The following is a 14,870-nucleotide window of genomic DNA, read 5'->3' as shown; positions in this document are numbered from 1 at the left end:
CTGCTCGACCACTTCGGTGTGCTGGACGCGGACTATCTCCGCGCCCGTGCCGAGGGTTCGCCGATCTGGGTGCTGCCGGCCACGCAAACGCCGGTCGACGACGGCGGCCGCTATCTGGTCATCGTCGACACGGAGCGAACGGAGCGTCCTGCCTGGGCGCCCGCGCCCGGAGCCCCCGACCGGCGGAAATCCGTCCCGCCTGCGCCTTGATCCAGCGCAAGGCTGCCCCGGCAGTGCCTTCCTAAAGTGATGCTCCTTCGCCTCCTCACTCCACGAAAGGAATCCCATGAGATCCGACGCACAACTCCGAAGCGACGTCCAGGCGGAACTGGACTGGGACCCGGCGGTCAAGTCCTCCAGCGTCGGGGTGATCGCCAATGACGGCGTGGTCACGCTGACCGGCCATGTCGGCAGCTACGCAATCAAGCACGCCGTCGAACGTGCGGCGCAGCGCGTCAAAGGCGTCAAGGCGCTCGCCATCGAGATCACGGTCAAGCTGCCCGCTTCCGATCAACGCACCGACGCCGACATCGCCGCGGCGGTCGAGCGCGGCCTCGAGTGGTCCGCGCTGGTGCCGGCGGGCAAGATCAAGCCCCTCGTCGAGGGCGGCTGGGTCACCCTCAACGGCGAGGTCGATTGGGAATACCAGCGAAAGGCCGCCGAAAAGGCAGTGCGCAATCTGATGGGCGTCACCGGCGTCTCCAACCTGCTCAATCTCACGCCAAAGGTCGTCCCGTCGGACGTCGAGAAGCGGCTGCACGATGCCCTGGCGCGGCAGGCCGATCGGGAAGCGGATCGGATCCAGATCACGGTGACCGGGTCGCAAGTCAACCTGCGGGGCCGGGTCCATTCGTGGGCCGAGTTCAATGCCGTGCAGGGCGCGGCCTGGTCCGCGCCGGGTGTCACCTCCGTCACGAACGACCTCGTCGTTCAAGACTGAGCCCGACCGCGATCCAGAGGCCACACAATCGACTGGAGTCGCCGCTGTCCGCCTGAAGCATTCATCCGGGAGCAAGCACCATGTATGGATTCACGGTCGCGCTGAGCCGATGCTCCTTTTTCATCGCTTGTCGCCGCCCGAAATGCCAGCGTGGTCGATATCAGCACCCTGCGGATCGGCCGCCACGAAACGGCGGAGGATCTCGAACTGGAGTTCGCGCCGACCGATTTCGCCGACAGGCTGGCATTGCCGTTTTCGGCGAGCACGCGGGTCGTCCGGCGATCCGAACCGCTTGACCTTCATCAAACCGGCGACGTCTCGCGGCCCGCAAGATGGGTCCCCACAGAAAGCGCTCTCATGACCATTCGCCACCTGGACCGCCTGCTCTCGCCGACTTCGGTCGCCGTCTTCGGCGCCTCCCACCGGGCCGGCAGCGTCGGCTCGACCGTCTGGCGCAACCTGCGCGAGGGCAGCTTTGCCGGTCCCGCCTACGCCGTGAATCCCAAACACACCTTCCTGGATGGTGTCCCGGTGTTCGCAAAGGCGGCGCACCTGCCGGCGGCGCCGGACCTCGCCCTTCTGTGTACGCCTGCGGACACGATCACGCAATTGGTGGCTGAACTCGGGGCGATCGGCACCCGCGCGGTCATCGTCATGACGGCGGGACTCAGCGCGGCGCAGAAGCAATCGGCCCTCGACGCAGGGCGCCCGTATCTGATGCGCATCCTGGGACCCAATTGCATCGGCCTGCTGAGCCCACACATCGGACTCAACGCCAGCTTTGCCCACACCGACGCGATACCCGGCGAAATCGCCTTCGTGTCGCAATCCGGCGCATTGGTCACTGCCATGCTCGACTGGGCCAAGAGCCGAAGGATCGGCCTCTCTCATCTCGTGTCGCTCGGCGACCATTGCGATGTCGACTTCGGCGACTTGCTCGACCACCTGGCCAACGATGCCCGCACCCGGTCGATCCTGCTCTACATCGAATCGGTGGAATCGCCGCGCAAATTCATGTCCGCCGCGCGCGCGGCGGCCCGCAACAAGCCAGTGATCGTGGTGAAGGCCGGGCGCGCGGGCCATGGCGTACGCGCCGCCGCCAGCCACACGGGCGCGCTGGCCGGCTCCGACGTCGTCTATGACGCCGCCATCCGGCGCGCGGGCATGTTGCGGGTCGACACGCTGCAGGATCTGTTCATCGCCGCCGAGACGCTGGCGCGCTTTCGCGGCAATCGCAGCGAAACGCTCACCATCATGACCAACGGCGGCGGTGCCGGCGTCATGGCCGCCGACGCAGCAGCGCGTGCCGGCGTGGCGCTCGCCGAACCCGGCGAGGCGCTGATGGAACGGCTGAACGCCATGCTGCCGGACCATTGGTCACACGCGAATCCGGTCGACATCATCGGCGACGCGCCCGTCGAGCGCTACACCGCCACGCTCTCCTCCCTGCTGGCCGACGAATCGACCGGCGCCGTGCTCTTCGTGCACGCACCGACCGCCATCGTGCGCAGCGACGACATCGCCCGCGCTTGCCTTCCATTGCTGCGACGGACCGTTCCGCGCGTCATGAGCACCTGGCTCGGGGACGCCGCGGTCGCGCAGGCGCGCCAGATCTTCGAAGAGGCCGGCGTACCCGACTATCCGACGCCGGAAGAAGCGGTCCGCGCGTTCGCGATGTTGCAAACCTACCGGCGCAACCAGGACACCCTGATGGAAGCGCCCAGCGCCAGCGAGAGGCCGACGCCCGATGTCGCGGGGGCGCAGCTGCAACTCGACACGGCGCTGGCGGAAAACCGCGAATGGCTGGGCGAGCAGGAAGCCAAGACCGTGCTCAAGGCCTACGGCATCCCTGTCGTTCCGACGCTGAAAGTCGCAGCCTCGGCCGAGGCCATTTTTTCCGGAGCGCGCGAGTTGGGCTATCCATTGGTGATCAAGATCGACTCGCGGGACATCACGCACAAGTCCGATGTCGGCGGCGTCATGCTCGGCATTCGCGATCAGGCATCGCTGGACCGCGCGGTCAGCGACATGCTGCGGACTGTGCATGCCGCCCGGCCCGAGGCGCGCATCGATGGCTTCACGCTGCAGCCCATGGTGCACCGCCAGCACGCGCAGGAGGTGATCGTCGGCGCCCGCATCGACAGTGTTTTCGGTCCCGTCATCCTGTGCGGCCAGGGCGGGACTGYGGTGGAAGTCACGGCCGACAGCGCCATTGGCCTGCCTCCGCTCAACCGGAGCCTGGCGCGCGAACTCGTATCGCGCACACGCGTGTCGCGACTGCTGGCCGGCTATCGCGACCACCCGCCCGCGCAGATGGATGCGCTGTACGACGTGCTGATCGCGGTGTCCCAGATGCTCGCTGACTTGCCGCAACTGGCTGAACTCGACATCAATCCGCTGTGGGTCGACGAAAACGGTGCGCTGGCGCTCGACGCCCGCATACGGATCGCGGCGGCGCCTGGCGCCGGCGCGGACCGCTTCGCGATCCTTCCCTACCCCACGCAGTGGATTCGCACCTGCGCCTGGAACGATCGCTCGATCACCGTGCGCCCCATCCGTCCGGAAGACGAGGCCCAGCACCGGCGCTTCCTGGAAAAACTCGACCCGGAGGATGTCCGCCTGCGTATTTTCCAGATGCGACGCGAGCTTCCGCGCAGCGAACTGGCGCGGCTGACCCAGATCGACTATGACCGGGAAATGGCTTTCATCGCCGAGGCCGCCGATGCGCAGGGCGTGCCCGAGACGCTGGGCGTGGCGCGCACGGTCAGCGATCCTGACCGCGTGGAGGCCGAGTTCGCCATCATCGTGCGCTCCGACCTCAAAGGAGGCGGGTTGGGAARGCTGATGTTCGAACAACTGATCGACCATGCCAGGAGCCAAGGCATCGGCCGCCTCGTCGGCCTCGTGCTGCGCGAGAACACGCGCATGCTGAACCTGTCCCGAACGATGGGCTTCAAGGCGGATCCGATCGATGCGGACTCCTCCGGCCTGCGGCGGATGGTCAAGGTGCTGAACGACGGCAACGGACCTTGATCCACCGCAACATTCACGATGCGAGGTCGGCGCACGATGACGRCATTCGCACAGCCAAGGAGTCGGCGCCATGATTCGCAACGTTGGAACCCTCGATCGCCTGCTGCGCGTTGGCGCGGGTGTGGTGCTGCTCGCACTGTCGATCGTGGGAATGATCGGGCCATGGGGGTTTGTCGGCGTCGTTCCCTTGGTCACGGGCCTGGTGGGCAATTGTCCTGCCTATGCATTGTTCGGTCTCAGAACCTGCGCAAACACCGATTCGCCGGCCCCGAAGGGTTCGCCATGAAAGTCATCATCCCGCGCCAAGGCCGGGCCGCAGGCATCGCGTGGAAGACGGTCGTTGCCTTGGCACTTCTGGGGGCAGGCGTGCTCTGGCTTGCCTCGGCCCTGGTGGTGGCCTGGGTGACGCAGGACTGATCACCGCCCTGGTTCAACGTCCGCTGTCGCAAGCGATTCAAGCGCCCAGTGGCTGCACGCGCGGTTTACGCCTCAATGTGTCCAGCGCCGGTCGAGTGCGGCTCGTAGCGCCCGCGTCACGGTTCGCCCTTGCGTGGCGTCAAACCGCGTTGCGACGATCGTGCCTCGTCTGGCGCACCATGATCGCCTCGCCTCCCGCACCCTGATGGCTCGATGCCGCGCCCTGGCGTAGAACCTTGTGGCGTTGTGTGCATCATCCGGATACGCCAGCGTTGCAAGCAGATGTCCATCCGAATTGATTTGGATCAAGGCCGGACGCTGTGACGTCGCCAGACTCCAGTGCGCGTCGGCATCGCATGGTTGCCGGCATGGCCCGATCAAGGACAACAATATGGACGACCCGAAGGATTCGCTGGACCGCACCCTGCATGCGGGCATGGCCCAGCTGACCCGGGGCTTGTCGCCCGCCTCCCTGATGTTGGCGTGGTCGGACTGGGCGATTCACTTTGCGGCGCAGCCAGCGCGCAGCTCGCAGGTGCTGCTGGTCCGTCCGTGGATGCAGGCGATGGAGACGGCCATTGCAGACTCCCGGTCCTTGCCGGACGTCGGAACGCCGACACCCTCCGCCAGCAAAAGCGATCGCCGTCTCGCGGATCCGTCGTGGGGCGCTTGGCCGTTCAATCTGCTGAGGCAGGCCTATGGCGCGCAAGAAAAATGGCTTCATGAGTTGACCGAAGGTGTGCCCGGCGTCGACCACCATCACGAACAGATCGTCGCCTTCGCAGCGCGGCAACTGCACGCCATGTTCTCGCCGGCGAACTGCCTCACGAGCAATCCAGAGGCCCTGCGGCAGACCGCGGCGACGGGCGGCATGAACCTGCTCCATGGTGCCCAGCACTGGGCGGAGGACTTTCAGCGCACCCTCCGGCACCTGCCGCCAAAAGACGCCGAGGTTTTCGAGCCGGGGCGCCACGTGGCGGTGACACCGGGCAAGGTCGTCCTGCGCAACCACCTGATGGAACTCATCCAGTACGCGCCCAGCACACCCACGGTCCATCCCGAGCCGGTGCTGATCATGAGCGCCTGGATCATGAAGTACTACATCCTGGACCTGTCCCCGCACAACTCCCTGATCCGCTATCTGGTCGGCAAGGGCCACACGGTGTTCGCGATCTCGTGGCGGAATCCGGACGCCGACGATCGCGACCTCGGAATCGAAGACTACCTGTCGCAGGGCCTGATGGCGAGCGTCGACGCCATCCGGGCGATCGTGCCCGATACGCGCATCCACGCCCTGGGCTACTGCCTCGGCGGCACGCTGCTCGCGATCGGGGCGGCCRCCATGGCGCGCGACGGCGACGACCGGCTGGCCACGATGACCTTGCTGGCCGCGCAGACCGACTTCACCGAGCCCGGAGAGCTCAGCCTCTTCATTGACGAGAGCCAGCTCACCTTCCTGGAGGACCTCATGGCGCGCCAGGGCTACCTCGACGGCAAGCAGATGGCCGGTGCCTTTGCGCTGCTGCGTTCGATCGACCTCATCTGGTCGCCGATGGTGCAGACCTACCTCCTCGGCAAGCGCGCACCGATGACCGACTTGCTTGCCTGGAACGCCGATGCGACACGCATGCCGTACCGGATGCATGCGGATTACCTGCGCAGCCTGTTCCTCGAAAACGCCTTGGCGCAGGGGCGCTTCGAGGTGAAAGGCAAGCCCTTGTCGCTGGGCGACATCAAGGTGCCCATCTTCGCCGTCGGTACGCGTACTGATCACGTCGCGCCCTGGCGCTCTGTCTACAAGCTGAATCTGCTGTGCGATACCGAGATCCGATTCGTTCTCACCGATGGCGGGCACAACGCCGGCATCGTGAGCGAGCCCGGACACCCGCATCGCCGCTACCAGATGCTGCATCGCGCCGAGAATGCACCCTACGTGCCGCCGGAGGCATTTGTGGCCGGCGCCGAGCATGTCGAAGGCTCGTGGTGGCCCGCGTATCAGGCCTGGCTGGCTGACCGTTCCGGCCGGCCGCGCAAGCCGCCGCGCATGGGCAATGCGCGCCTCGGCCTTGCGCCGGACTGTGACGCGCCGGGCACCTATGTGCTGATGCGATGAGTCGGGACCGCCGCTGCGCCCGGGCCTTGCGCCGAAAGCCGCAATTTGATCCAGCGCAAGCCATGCGGGTCTCGCCCCTCCTACAGTGGGCGCCATGAGCGGCGTTGTCCACTCGCTCGAAAGGGCCCCATGAAATCCGATGCCATGCCGAGAAGCGACATCGTCGCCGAACTGATCTTCGGTCCCGCAATCACCGCCAGCGACGTCGGCGTCATCGCATGGTCGACCCCCGGTGTTGCGAACCTGATCGACAACCTTCTCGTCGAGGCTTGAACATGCGTGTCGCACTGGTTACCGGCGGGACCGCCGGCATCGGGGCCGCCACGGCGGAGGCCCTGCTCGGCGCCGGCTACCGCGTCGCCGTCAACTATGGCTCGCGCACCGACCTCGCACAGGCGTTTACCGCCAGAACCGGCATACCGGCGTTCGCCTGGGATGTGGCCGATCCTGTCGCGTGCCGGGAAGGCGTGGCGCGCGTGGAATCCGAAGTCGGCCCGATCGAGGTGCTGGTCAACAACGCCGGCATCACGCGCGACGCGATGCTGCACAAGATGAGCTTCGAGCAATGGCGCGAAGTCATCGACGTGAATCTCGGCGGCTGTTTCAACATGTGCCGCTGCGTGATCGAAGGCATGAGAGAACGCCGCTTCGGCCGCATCGTCAACATGGGTTCGGTCAACGGACTTTCGGGACAGGCCGGGCAGTGCAACTATGCGGCCACCAAGGCCGGGTTGATCGGGTTCACGAAGTCGCTTGCGCTCGAAGGCGCGTCGCGGAACATCACGGCCAATGTGGTCGCGCCAGGCTACACGGACACGTCGATGGTCGGCGCCGTCCCGCCGGAAGTGTTGTCGCAGATCTTGAAGGCGGTTCCTGCGGGTCGACTCGCGACCCCGGCCGAGATCGCGCGCGCCGTCGTCTTCCTCGCGTCGGATGAATCTGCATTCATCACCGGCATCACGCTGTCGATCAATGGCGGCAAGTACATGCCCTGAGCGTCCAATGACGCAGGGCCCAGTTGCTGCACTCGAACCACAACAAGCTCAAGCTCGAAACGCCCAGCGCGCCCGCCAACAGCAGCGCCGGAGGCTGTGCGAACGAGAACAGCCGGCCGAAGGCCGGGACGGCCAGCACGACACCCAGGAGCACGATCGTACCGGCGGCGATCCAGCCGAATTGCTTGTTCGATTCGCGGTTGTCGCGCCACGACCCACGACCCCATGACCGGTTGGCATGGATGAGCGCCAGGTTGGACAGCACGAGAACCACGAAGGTCAATGTTCGTGCCATGTCGTCGCCGTCGATATCCGGTGGGGCCAACAGCCGACCCCCTGCGTAGACCGCGACCAGCAGCACGAGCAAGCCGGTGCCTTGCCAAAGGCCACGGATCAGCACGACCTTGTCGAAGAGGCGCTGGTCGGCACGGCGTGGAGGCGTTTTCATGGCATCGCTCTCCAGAGGCAGGGACTCGAACACCACCGAGCAGGCCGGATCGATGATCAGTTGCAGAAACAGGATGTGCACCGGCATCAGCAGCATCGGCCATCCCAGCAGAACCGGCACGACGGACAGGCCGACGATCGGCACATGCGCCGCCACCACGAAAACGATGGCCTTGCGAAGGTTCGCGAACACACGGCGGCCGTAGCGCACCGCGGTCACGAGCGAGGCGAAGTCATCGTTCATCAGGACCAGTGCGGCCGCCTCGCGCGCCACCTCGGTGCCGCGCGCTCCCATCGCCACCCCGATGTCGGCCGCCTTCAGCGCGGGCGCGTCGTTGACCCCATCACCGGTCATGGCCACCACATCGCCCCGCGCGCCAAAGGCGCGGACGAGGCGCAGCTTCTGATCGGGCTGCACGCGTGAAAAGATGTGCGCGTCGGCGAGCCGCGCCTGGAGCTCTTCATCGGACAGCGCGGCCAGCTCGACCCCGGTGATGGCTGGCGCGTCGGCATTCAGACCGGCCTGCCGCGCCACGGAGACGGCAGTCGCGGAATGGTCGCCGGTCATCATCACGACGCGGATGCCGGCCTCCCGGCAGTCGGCGATGGCCTGGGGCACATCGGGGCGGACGGGGTCTTCCAGGCCGACGAGCCCAAGAAACCGGAACTCGAAGTCGTGCTGCAACTCGGGGAGCGATCCCACGCCGAAGGTGGCCTGAGCCACGCCCAGCACGCGCAGGCCATCGCGCGCCATCGAACGCACTTGCGCGGCCACGATCTCGGCCTGATGGGCATCCATGTGGCAGAGGTCGACGATGGCCTCGGGCGCGCCCTTGGCCGCGATGAGCCGGTCGCGCTGGTCCGGCGACTGCCAGACGCGCGACATGGCCAGCATCTCGGGCGACAGGGGATAGTCGTCGATCAGCGTCCATTCGGCATGCAGGTGCTCTGTGCCGGCAAGCAGTTGCTGCCCGGTGACGGCGATGGCGGACTCCATCGGATCGAAGGCCCGGCGATGGCTGGCAAGCACGGCGTATTCGAGAACGCCGTGCAACTCTTCCTGCAACGCTTGACCCGCCGTTGACAGCCGGTCATGGACCGCCTCCTCGGACCACAGTCGCCGCACGGTCATCCGGTTGGCAGTCAGCGTGCCGGTCTTGTCCACGCACAGCACGGTGGTGGCGCCGAGCCGCTCGATGGCGGGAATGCTGCGGGCCAGGACCTTTTCGCGCGCCAGCCTCCACGCCCCCAGGCCCAGGAAGAGCGTGAGGACCACCGGAAGTTCTTCCGGCAGGATGGCCATCGCGAAAGTGAGCCCTGCCAGCACGCCGTGCAGCCAGTCGCCTCGCGTGATCCCATAGGCGACTGCGAGCGCGCCGGCCAGCGCCAGGCCGACGGCGGCCACCTGCTGGACCACGCGCCGCGTCTCCTGCTGGATCGGCGTGGACTCGACCGCGATGCCCGCGAGCGACTGGCCGATTCGCCCCAACGCGCTGCGCTCGCCGGTGGCGATCACGCAGCCGCGTCCGACACCGCGCGTCACCAGGGTGCCGGAGAAAGCCCTTGCGGTGTCATTCACCTGCCGCGACAACGGCGCCTCCTTCGCCACCGGCATGGACTCGCCGGTCAGCAGCGATTCGTCGATGGCGAGGTTGGCCGCTTCGACAAGGTCCATGTCGGCAGGCACACGCTCGCCTTCCGCCAGCAGCACCATATCGCCCACCACCAGCTCGCGCGCGGCGATTCGGCGCGCCCTCGAGTCGCGAAGAACCAGGGCCTGGGGACTGGACAGGTCGCGCAAGGCATCGAGTGCCCGCTCGCTGCGCCGCTGCTGGAAGAAGCTGATGCCCATGACCACGAAGACGAAGCCAAGCAGCATCAGTGCCTCCTGGGAATCGCCGAGCACCATGTAGATGGCGCCGCATGCCACGAGCAGGAGGAACATCGGCTCGGACGCCACCTCGCGCGCCAGCCTCCATACGCCGCGCGGGCGCGAGACCGGCAGTTCGTTCGGACCGTCCCGTTGCAGCCGCCGCCCTGCCTCGTCCTCGCTCAGGCCGCCAGCCATGGACGCAAACGCCGACCCGGACGGGGCCTTGCTCATGGGTCGGTTTGCAGCGCCGGTGCCGCATGGTCGAGGTCCGGCCTGCGCCACGGATCGACATGCGTCATGAGATTGAGGACGCGATGCCGTTGCAGCACGCGCTGGCGGGCCGCGACCGCGATGTCGTGGCCCTGCTCGACGCTGACGGTGGCGTCCACTTCGAGGTGCGCGTCGGCGACGATCATGTCGCCCATCTTGCGAGTGCGCACGTCATGCACGTTGCGCACGCCTTCGGTTTCGGCGAGCGTGCGACGGATCGCCTCGACTTCCTGTTCGTCGATCGAACGGTCCATCAGGTCGTGCAGCGCATCCCAGCCGAAGCTCCATCCCATCTTGGCCACCATGAAGCCGACGATGAGCGCCGCGATCGGATCCAGGATCGGATAGCCGGCCAGGTTGCCGATGATGCCGATGCCGACCACGAGCGACGAAGCCGCATCGGAACGCGCGTGCCAGGCGTTGGCGACCAGCATGCCCGACTTCACGCGCTTGGCGACGGCCAGCATGTAGCGAAAGAGCAGTTCCTTCGCGACGAGCGCACCGCCGGCAACCCAGAGCGCGACGATGTGCACTTGCTGCACGGTCCCGGGCGACTCGAGCTTGCGAAACGCGGACCACAGCATGCCCGCGCCCACGGCGAGCAGCAGCAAGCCGAGGGCCAGGGAAGCCGCAGTCTCGAAGCGCTGGTGGCCGTACGGGTGGTCCTCGTCGGCTTCCTTCTTGCTGTGATGGCTCGCGAAGAGGACCACGAAATCGGCGACAAGGTCCGAGAGCGAATGAATGCCGTCGGCCACGAGTCCCTGCGACTTGGAAAAGAAGCCGACCGTGATCTGGGTGATGGTGAGCAGCAGGTTGACGAAGACGCTGACCCAGGTGCTGCGCGAGGCTGCTTTCGCACGTTGCTCGACGCTGTGTACGGTGTCCTCGGGATCGTCGGGGAATTCGTCGAAATTCATGGCGTCCCGCGTCCGCCGGTCACTTGACCAGCACGACGGGCTGCTTCGCGGTCGCGAGCACGCGTTGCGCCACGGAGCCCATCAACAGATCGGCCACTGCACTGCGGCCCTTCGAGCCCAGCACGATCATGTCGAACTTGCCTTTGTTGGCGCAATCGACGATTTCCTGCGCCACGTGGCCCGTGCGGATCTCCATGTCGTAGCCGATGCCGTCGGCCTGCAGCAGCTTGCGGGCCGGCTTGAGCTCCTTCTCGCTGAGTTCGCGCAGATAGTCCGCGACCTCCGAATTGCCGACCAGGGCCTTGGCATGGCGCAGGCCGGTGTCGTCGTGGACGCTGATCAGCGTGATCTTGTTCGCCGCAGTGCGCAGCAGGTGCGCGAGCCTGGCCGCGTACTTGACCGCGCGCAAGGCATTCTTGGACCCATCGGTCGCAACAAGGATCTTCATGGCACGAACCTCCAGTTGTTGTTGGTCTGCAAAGTGTAGGGCAGCGGTTCAGCCCTGCTGCACCAGGGGCACGCTGCATGTCTTCACCCGGCCGCCGGCGGATAGACGACTTCCACATCGCCGGCGCGGTAGATCTTGCCCAGGCCCCGGGCACGAAAGACGGGTGGAGGCGGCGACGACGGTGAAGCGAGCATGGCCGATGTTCCAGCGCCAGGCGACGGCGACCCTTGACCTGGGTCAAGCGGCGACGACCGAGCGCGCATCCGCGTCGAAAACGGCCGGATTGCAGGCGCCGCGTTAAGGAAACGCTAATCCTGCGGCGACACGATCGCTCCATCCAAGGAGTTGAAATGAGCTTGTTGAAATTGCACCGGCCCGCCTATCGTCGGTCCGCCGCCGCGGCCTGGATGGCCGCCATCGTCGCCGCGCCCGCGGCCGGCGCTGCCACCCCCGACGCGCTGCTCGCCGGCTACATCGGCGAAGCTGGAGCCGCCCCGAACCCCGAACGAGGGCAGGTGCTGTTCAACAGCCGCCACGGCCGCGAGTGGAGCTGCGCTTCGTGCCACGGCGCGGTGCCGACGGTGCCGGGCCGGCACGCCGCCACCGGCAAGCCGATCGCCGCGCTCGCCCCGGCCTTCAACCCCGAGCGGTTCACCGATGCCGCCAAGGCAGACAAGTGGTTCCGCCGCAACTGCAATGACGTCGTGGGTCGCGAATGCACCGCTGCGGAGAAAGCCGATGTGTTGAGTTGGTTGATCCATCTCAAGCCCTGAGGCAGTGGCGATGTCGACACTTCAATCAGGAATCCGCACCATGGCAGACCGACTCTCCCCCCGACAGGCAGGCGCGTGGGCCTGCGCACTGGCCGCGCTCGTCGGCACGCAGGCTTGGGCCGATGGGGGCGACCCCGCGGCACGCACGCCCCTGCTGCCGAAGTACCGCGCGGAATGTGCGGCCTGCCACATCGCCTACCCGCCGGGCCTGCTGCCGGTGGACTCCTGGCAGCGCGTGATGGCGACCCTTCCCCGCCACTACGGCACCGACGCCTCGCTGGACCCTGGCACGGTGACCGCGCTGGCGAACTGGCTGACCGCGAATGCAGCCACCAGCGGGCGCCGGAGCGAGCCACCGCCGGAAGACCGCATCACGCGCTCGGCTTGGTTCGTCCGGAAACACCGAGAGGTGTCGCCCGCCACCTGGAATCTGCCCAACGTCAGGAACGCCGCCAATTGCGCGGCCTGCCACACCCAAGCCGATCAAGGAGATTTCAATGAACGCAACGTCCGCATCCCCCGCTGAACGCGACACGGCCGGCCCGGGGTCCCGCAAGATCCTCGTCTGGGATGTGCCAGTGCGCGTCTTCCACTGGCTCATCGTGCTGTGCTTTGCCGGCGCGTACCTCACCGCGGAGCACGAATCGTGGCGCCTGGTGCACGTGACGCTCGGGTACACGATGGCTGGGCTTGTCGTCTTTCGCCTCCTGTGGGGCGTCGTCGGCACTCGCTATGCGCGCTTTTCGAACTTCGTGCGCGGGCCGCGYGCGGTCGCGGCCTACCTCCGCGGCATGCTTGGCGGATCCGCGCCACACCATACGGGACACAACCCCGCAGGCGCGATCGCCATCGTCGCGCTGCTCGGGCTGGCGCTTGCGGTGACGGCGTTGGGCTGGGCCACCTACGAGGACATGGGAGGAAAGTGGCTGGAAGAGTTCCATGAAGCCGCAGCCAACATCATGCTCGGCGTGGTCGGCATTCACATCGCCGGTGTGCTGCTCGGGAGCTGGCTTCACCGCGACAACCTGATCGGCGCCATGGTCACAGGCCGCAAGACAGGCCGACCCGGGGACGGCGTGCGCAGCGCCTGGCGCAGCGTCGGCATCCTCATGATGGTGGCGGTGCTCGGCTTCTGGTGGACGCAGTGGCAGAGTGCACCGAAGGGCGTTGCCAACGGCCCGGCCGCCGTGTCCGAAAAAGGCGTGACGCAGGATCGGGACGACGACTGACAACGCGGCCCCATTGTTCCCACAATTCCCCATGCGCATCCTGCTGGCCGAAGACGATCCTCTGCTGGGCGACGGTCTTCGCGCGGGCCTGCGCCAGTTCGATTTCCAGGTCGACTGGGTGCGGGACGGCGAAGCCGCCGAACGCGAACTGCGCGCCGAGCCGTATGCGGCGGCTGTGCTCGACCTGGGCCTGCCGCTGAAGGACGGCCTGCCTGTGCTCGCCGCCGTGCGCAAGGCGGGCATCACGATCCCCATCCTGGTACTGACCGCCCGCGACGGCGTGCCCGATCGCATTCGAGGGCTCGATCTCGGTGCCGACGACTACGTCATCAAGCCCGTCGACCTGCATGAACTCGCGGCGCGCCTGCGTGCCCTCATCCGCCGCGCTCATGGTCAGCCCCAGGAACGGCTTTGCGCCCAGGATGTCGAACTCGATCCCGCCGCGCACACGGTGCATCTTGCGGGCGAGCCGGTCGCGCTGCCGGCTCGTGAATTTGCGCTGCTGCACACGCTGATGCTCAATGCCGGTCGCGTACTCTCACGCGAACAGATCGAGCAGCATCTGTACGGCTGGAGGCAGGAAGTGGACAGCAATGCGATCGAGGTGCATGTGCATCACTTGCGTCGCAAGCTCGGCGCCTCGCTGATCCAGACCGTCCGCGGCGTGGGCTACGTGCTCGTGCGTGAGAAGCCAGGCCGACGATGACGATGCCCCGCTCGCTCCAGGGCCGCCTTCTGTTGCTCGTACTCGGCTCGGTGGCGTGCGTGTGGCTGGCAACCGCAGTCATGACTTGGCTCGACGTGCGCCACGAACTGGACGAACTGCTCGACGGCCATCTGTCGCAAGGCGCCGCGCTGCTGGTTGCACAACAGATGCAAGCGCCGTCCGAGGAGGAGCAGGACGTTGAGGCCCCGGTGCTGCATCGCTACGCACCCAAGGTGGCCTTCCAGGTCTTCCATGAAGGCCGGCTGACGCTGCGGTCCGCCAACGCCCCTCCCCTGCCGATGATCGATCCCGGGCGGCACTTCAAGTCGGGCTTCAGCACGACCCGGATCGACGGGGCGACATGGCGCGTCTTCGCAGCCCACGGCAGCGAGCGCGATGTGCAGGTGTATGTGGGCGAGCGAGTGGATTCGAGATCCTCGATTCTCTGGGCCGTGCTGCGAAGCACGCTCTGGCCGGTATTCGTCGCGTTGCCCCTGCTGGCGCTCTCGGTGTGGTGGGCGGTCCGTCGCGGCACACTGCCGCTCAGAAGGCTCGGGCAGACGCTCGCGGGACGCGAGCCGCAGGCCTTGAGCCCGGTCATTCTCGACGGCGCGCCGTCGGAGATGACGCCGATGCTCGATGCACTCAACGGTTTGTTCCGACGCATCGGCGAACTCCTGGAGTCGGAGCGCCGCTTTACAGCCGACGC

Annotated in this window: 16 protein-coding genes and 1 pseudogene; 13 read left to right on the top strand and 4 right to left on the bottom strand. The window is 66.8% G+C overall.

Annotated elements, in window-relative coordinates:
• Positions 1 to 210: pseudogene (locus tag AC1D2K_RS14735) on the top strand (L,D-transpeptidase); the annotation flags it as partial.
• A 76-nt stretch (positions 211 to 286) separates the two neighbouring features.
• On the top strand, positions 287 to 940 hold the full coding sequence (locus AC1D2K_RS14730) for a BON domain-containing protein (protein WP_478089571.1): 654 nt from the start codon (positions 287 to 289) through the stop codon (positions 938 to 940).
• A gap of 120 nt (positions 941 to 1,060) precedes the next feature.
• On the opposite strand, the gene AC1D2K_RS14725 is transcribed toward AC1D2K_RS14730, so the two are convergent.
• A complete protein-coding gene (locus AC1D2K_RS14725; RefSeq protein WP_478089570.1) occupies positions 1,061 to 1,246 on the bottom strand; it encodes a hypothetical protein in 186 nt (61 codons plus the stop codon).
• Positions 1,247 to 1,297: 51 nt separating this feature from the next.
• On the opposite strand from AC1D2K_RS14725, the gene AC1D2K_RS14720 reads away from it, so the two are divergent.
• The 6 genes from AC1D2K_RS14720 to AC1D2K_RS14695 all read left to right on the top strand — a co-directional run bounded on the left by AC1D2K_RS14720 (position 1,298) and on the right by AC1D2K_RS14695 (position 7,498).
• A complete protein-coding gene (locus AC1D2K_RS14720; protein WP_478089569.1) occupies positions 1,298 to 3,973 on the top strand; it encodes a bifunctional acetate--CoA ligase family protein/GNAT family N-acetyltransferase in 2,676 nt (891 codons plus the stop codon).
• A 70-nt stretch (positions 3,974 to 4,043) separates the two neighbouring features.
• Positions 4,044 to 4,259 (top strand): YgaP family membrane protein, encoded by a 216-nt coding sequence (locus AC1D2K_RS14715; protein WP_478089568.1) that lies wholly within the window; start codon positions 4,044 to 4,046, stop codon positions 4,257 to 4,259.
• On the top strand, positions 4,256 to 4,390 hold the full coding sequence (locus AC1D2K_RS14710; RefSeq protein WP_478089567.1) for a hypothetical protein: 135 nt from the start codon (positions 4,256 to 4,258) through the stop codon (positions 4,388 to 4,390). Before AC1D2K_RS14715 ends, AC1D2K_RS14710 begins: the two co-directional genes overlap by 4 nt.
• Before the next feature lie 391 nt (positions 4,391 to 4,781).
• Positions 4,782 to 6,503, top strand: coding sequence for a PHA/PHB synthase family protein (locus tag AC1D2K_RS14705; protein WP_478089573.1), 1,722 nt, complete (start codon positions 4,782 to 4,784; stop codon positions 6,501 to 6,503).
• Between the two features lie 129 nt (positions 6,504 to 6,632).
• The gene (locus tag AC1D2K_RS14700; protein ID WP_478089566.1) at positions 6,633 to 6,776 is read left to right on the top strand and encodes a hypothetical protein; all 144 of its coding nucleotides are present in this window, start codon (positions 6,633 to 6,635) and stop codon (positions 6,774 to 6,776) included.
• The gene (locus AC1D2K_RS14695; RefSeq protein ID WP_478089565.1) at positions 6,722 to 7,498 is read left to right on the top strand and encodes a beta-ketoacyl-ACP reductase; all 777 of its coding nucleotides are present in this window, start codon (positions 6,722 to 6,724) and stop codon (positions 7,496 to 7,498) included. The genes AC1D2K_RS14700 and AC1D2K_RS14695 overlap by 55 nt, the downstream gene beginning before the upstream one ends.
• Here the strand turns inward: AC1D2K_RS14695 and AC1D2K_RS14690 are convergent.
• The 3 genes from AC1D2K_RS14690 to AC1D2K_RS14680 are packed head-to-tail and all read right to left on the bottom strand — an operon-like array spanning position 7,473 to position 11,453.
• Positions 7,473 to 10,013 (bottom strand): cation-translocating P-type ATPase, encoded by a 2,541-nt coding sequence (locus AC1D2K_RS14690; RefSeq protein WP_478089572.1) that lies wholly within the window; start codon positions 10,011 to 10,013, stop codon positions 7,473 to 7,475. The genes AC1D2K_RS14695 and AC1D2K_RS14690 overlap by 26 nt on opposite strands.
• Before the next feature lie 32 nt (positions 10,014 to 10,045).
• Entirely contained in the window at positions 10,046 to 11,005 is a 960-nt protein-coding gene (locus AC1D2K_RS14685; protein ID WP_478089564.1) for a cation diffusion facilitator family transporter, read from the bottom strand.
• Between the two features lie 19 nt (positions 11,006 to 11,024).
• Entirely contained in the window at positions 11,025 to 11,453 is a 429-nt protein-coding gene (locus tag AC1D2K_RS14680) for a universal stress protein (RefSeq protein WP_478089563.1), read from the bottom strand.
• Positions 11,454 to 11,803: 350 nt separating this feature from the next.
• Between AC1D2K_RS14680 and AC1D2K_RS14675 the strand changes: the two genes are divergently transcribed.
• The 5 genes from AC1D2K_RS14675 to AC1D2K_RS14655 all read left to right on the top strand — a co-directional run.
• Positions 11,804 to 12,226 carry a DUF1924 domain-containing protein gene (locus AC1D2K_RS14675; RefSeq protein ID WP_478089562.1) on the top strand — a complete coding sequence of 141 codons (423 nt, stop codon included), beginning with the start codon at positions 11,804 to 11,806 and terminating at the stop codon, positions 12,224 to 12,226.
• Between the two features lie 40 nt (positions 12,227 to 12,266).
• On the top strand, positions 12,267 to 12,752 hold the full coding sequence (locus tag AC1D2K_RS14670) for a diheme cytochrome c (protein ID WP_478089561.1): 486 nt from the start codon (positions 12,267 to 12,269) through the stop codon (positions 12,750 to 12,752).
• A complete protein-coding gene (locus AC1D2K_RS14665) occupies positions 12,724 to 13,455 on the top strand; it encodes a cytochrome b/b6 domain-containing protein (RefSeq protein WP_478089560.1) in 732 nt (243 codons plus the stop codon). The genes AC1D2K_RS14670 and AC1D2K_RS14665 overlap by 29 nt, the downstream gene beginning before the upstream one ends.
• Positions 13,456 to 13,486: 31 nt before the next feature.
• Positions 13,487 to 14,161 carry a winged helix-turn-helix domain-containing protein gene (locus AC1D2K_RS14660; protein WP_478089559.1) on the top strand — a complete coding sequence of 225 codons (675 nt, stop codon included), beginning with the start codon at positions 13,487 to 13,489 and terminating at the stop codon, positions 14,159 to 14,161.
• Positions 14,158 to 14,870 (top strand): sensor histidine kinase N-terminal domain-containing protein (locus AC1D2K_RS14655; RefSeq protein WP_478089558.1); only part of this gene is annotated, 713 nt, incomplete at its 3' end. The genes AC1D2K_RS14660 and AC1D2K_RS14655, both read left to right, overlap by 4 nt.

It is taken from the genome of Variovorax sp. P1_H12_2 (genome assembly GCF_056405335.1).
The sequence above is the reverse complement of the archived record's forward strand: the minus strand, read 5'-3'. Positions and strand labels throughout refer to the sequence as shown.

Excerpts from the sequence above, each read along its gene's own strand:
- AC1D2K_RS14730 (WP_478089571.1), top strand. The coding sequence starts at position 287 with ATGAGATCCGACGCACAACTCCGAAGCGACGTCCAGGCGGAACTGGAC.
- AC1D2K_RS14715 (WP_478089568.1), top strand. The coding sequence starts at position 4,044 with ATGATTCGCAACGTTGGAACCCTCGATCGCCTGCTGCGCGTTGGCGCG.
- AC1D2K_RS14710 (WP_478089567.1), top strand. The coding sequence starts at position 4,256 with ATGAAAGTCATCATCCCGCGCCAAGGCCGGGCCGCAGGCATCGCGTGG.
- AC1D2K_RS14700 (WP_478089566.1), top strand. The coding sequence starts at position 6,633 with ATGAAATCCGATGCCATGCCGAGAAGCGACATCGTCGCCGAACTGATC.
- AC1D2K_RS14695 (WP_478089565.1), top strand. The coding sequence starts at position 6,722 with ATGGTCGACCCCCGGTGTTGCGAACCTGATCGACAACCTTCTCGTCGA.
- AC1D2K_RS14690 (WP_478089572.1), bottom strand. The coding sequence starts at position 10,013 with ATGGCTGGCGGCCTGAGCGAGGACGAGGCAGGGCGGCGGCTGCAACGG.
- AC1D2K_RS14685 (WP_478089564.1), bottom strand. The coding sequence starts at position 11,005 with ATGAATTTCGACGAATTCCCCGACGATCCCGAGGACACCGTACACAGC.
- AC1D2K_RS14680 (WP_478089563.1), bottom strand. The coding sequence starts at position 11,453 with ATGAAGATCCTTGTTGCGACCGATGGGTCCAAGAATGCCTTGCGCGCG.
- AC1D2K_RS14675 (WP_478089562.1), top strand. The coding sequence starts at position 11,804 with ATGAGCTTGTTGAAATTGCACCGGCCCGCCTATCGTCGGTCCGCCGCC.
- AC1D2K_RS14670 (WP_478089561.1), top strand. The coding sequence starts at position 12,267 with ATGGCAGACCGACTCTCCCCCCGACAGGCAGGCGCGTGGGCCTGCGCA.
- AC1D2K_RS14660 (WP_478089559.1), top strand. The coding sequence starts at position 13,487 with ATGCGCATCCTGCTGGCCGAAGACGATCCTCTGCTGGGCGACGGTCTT.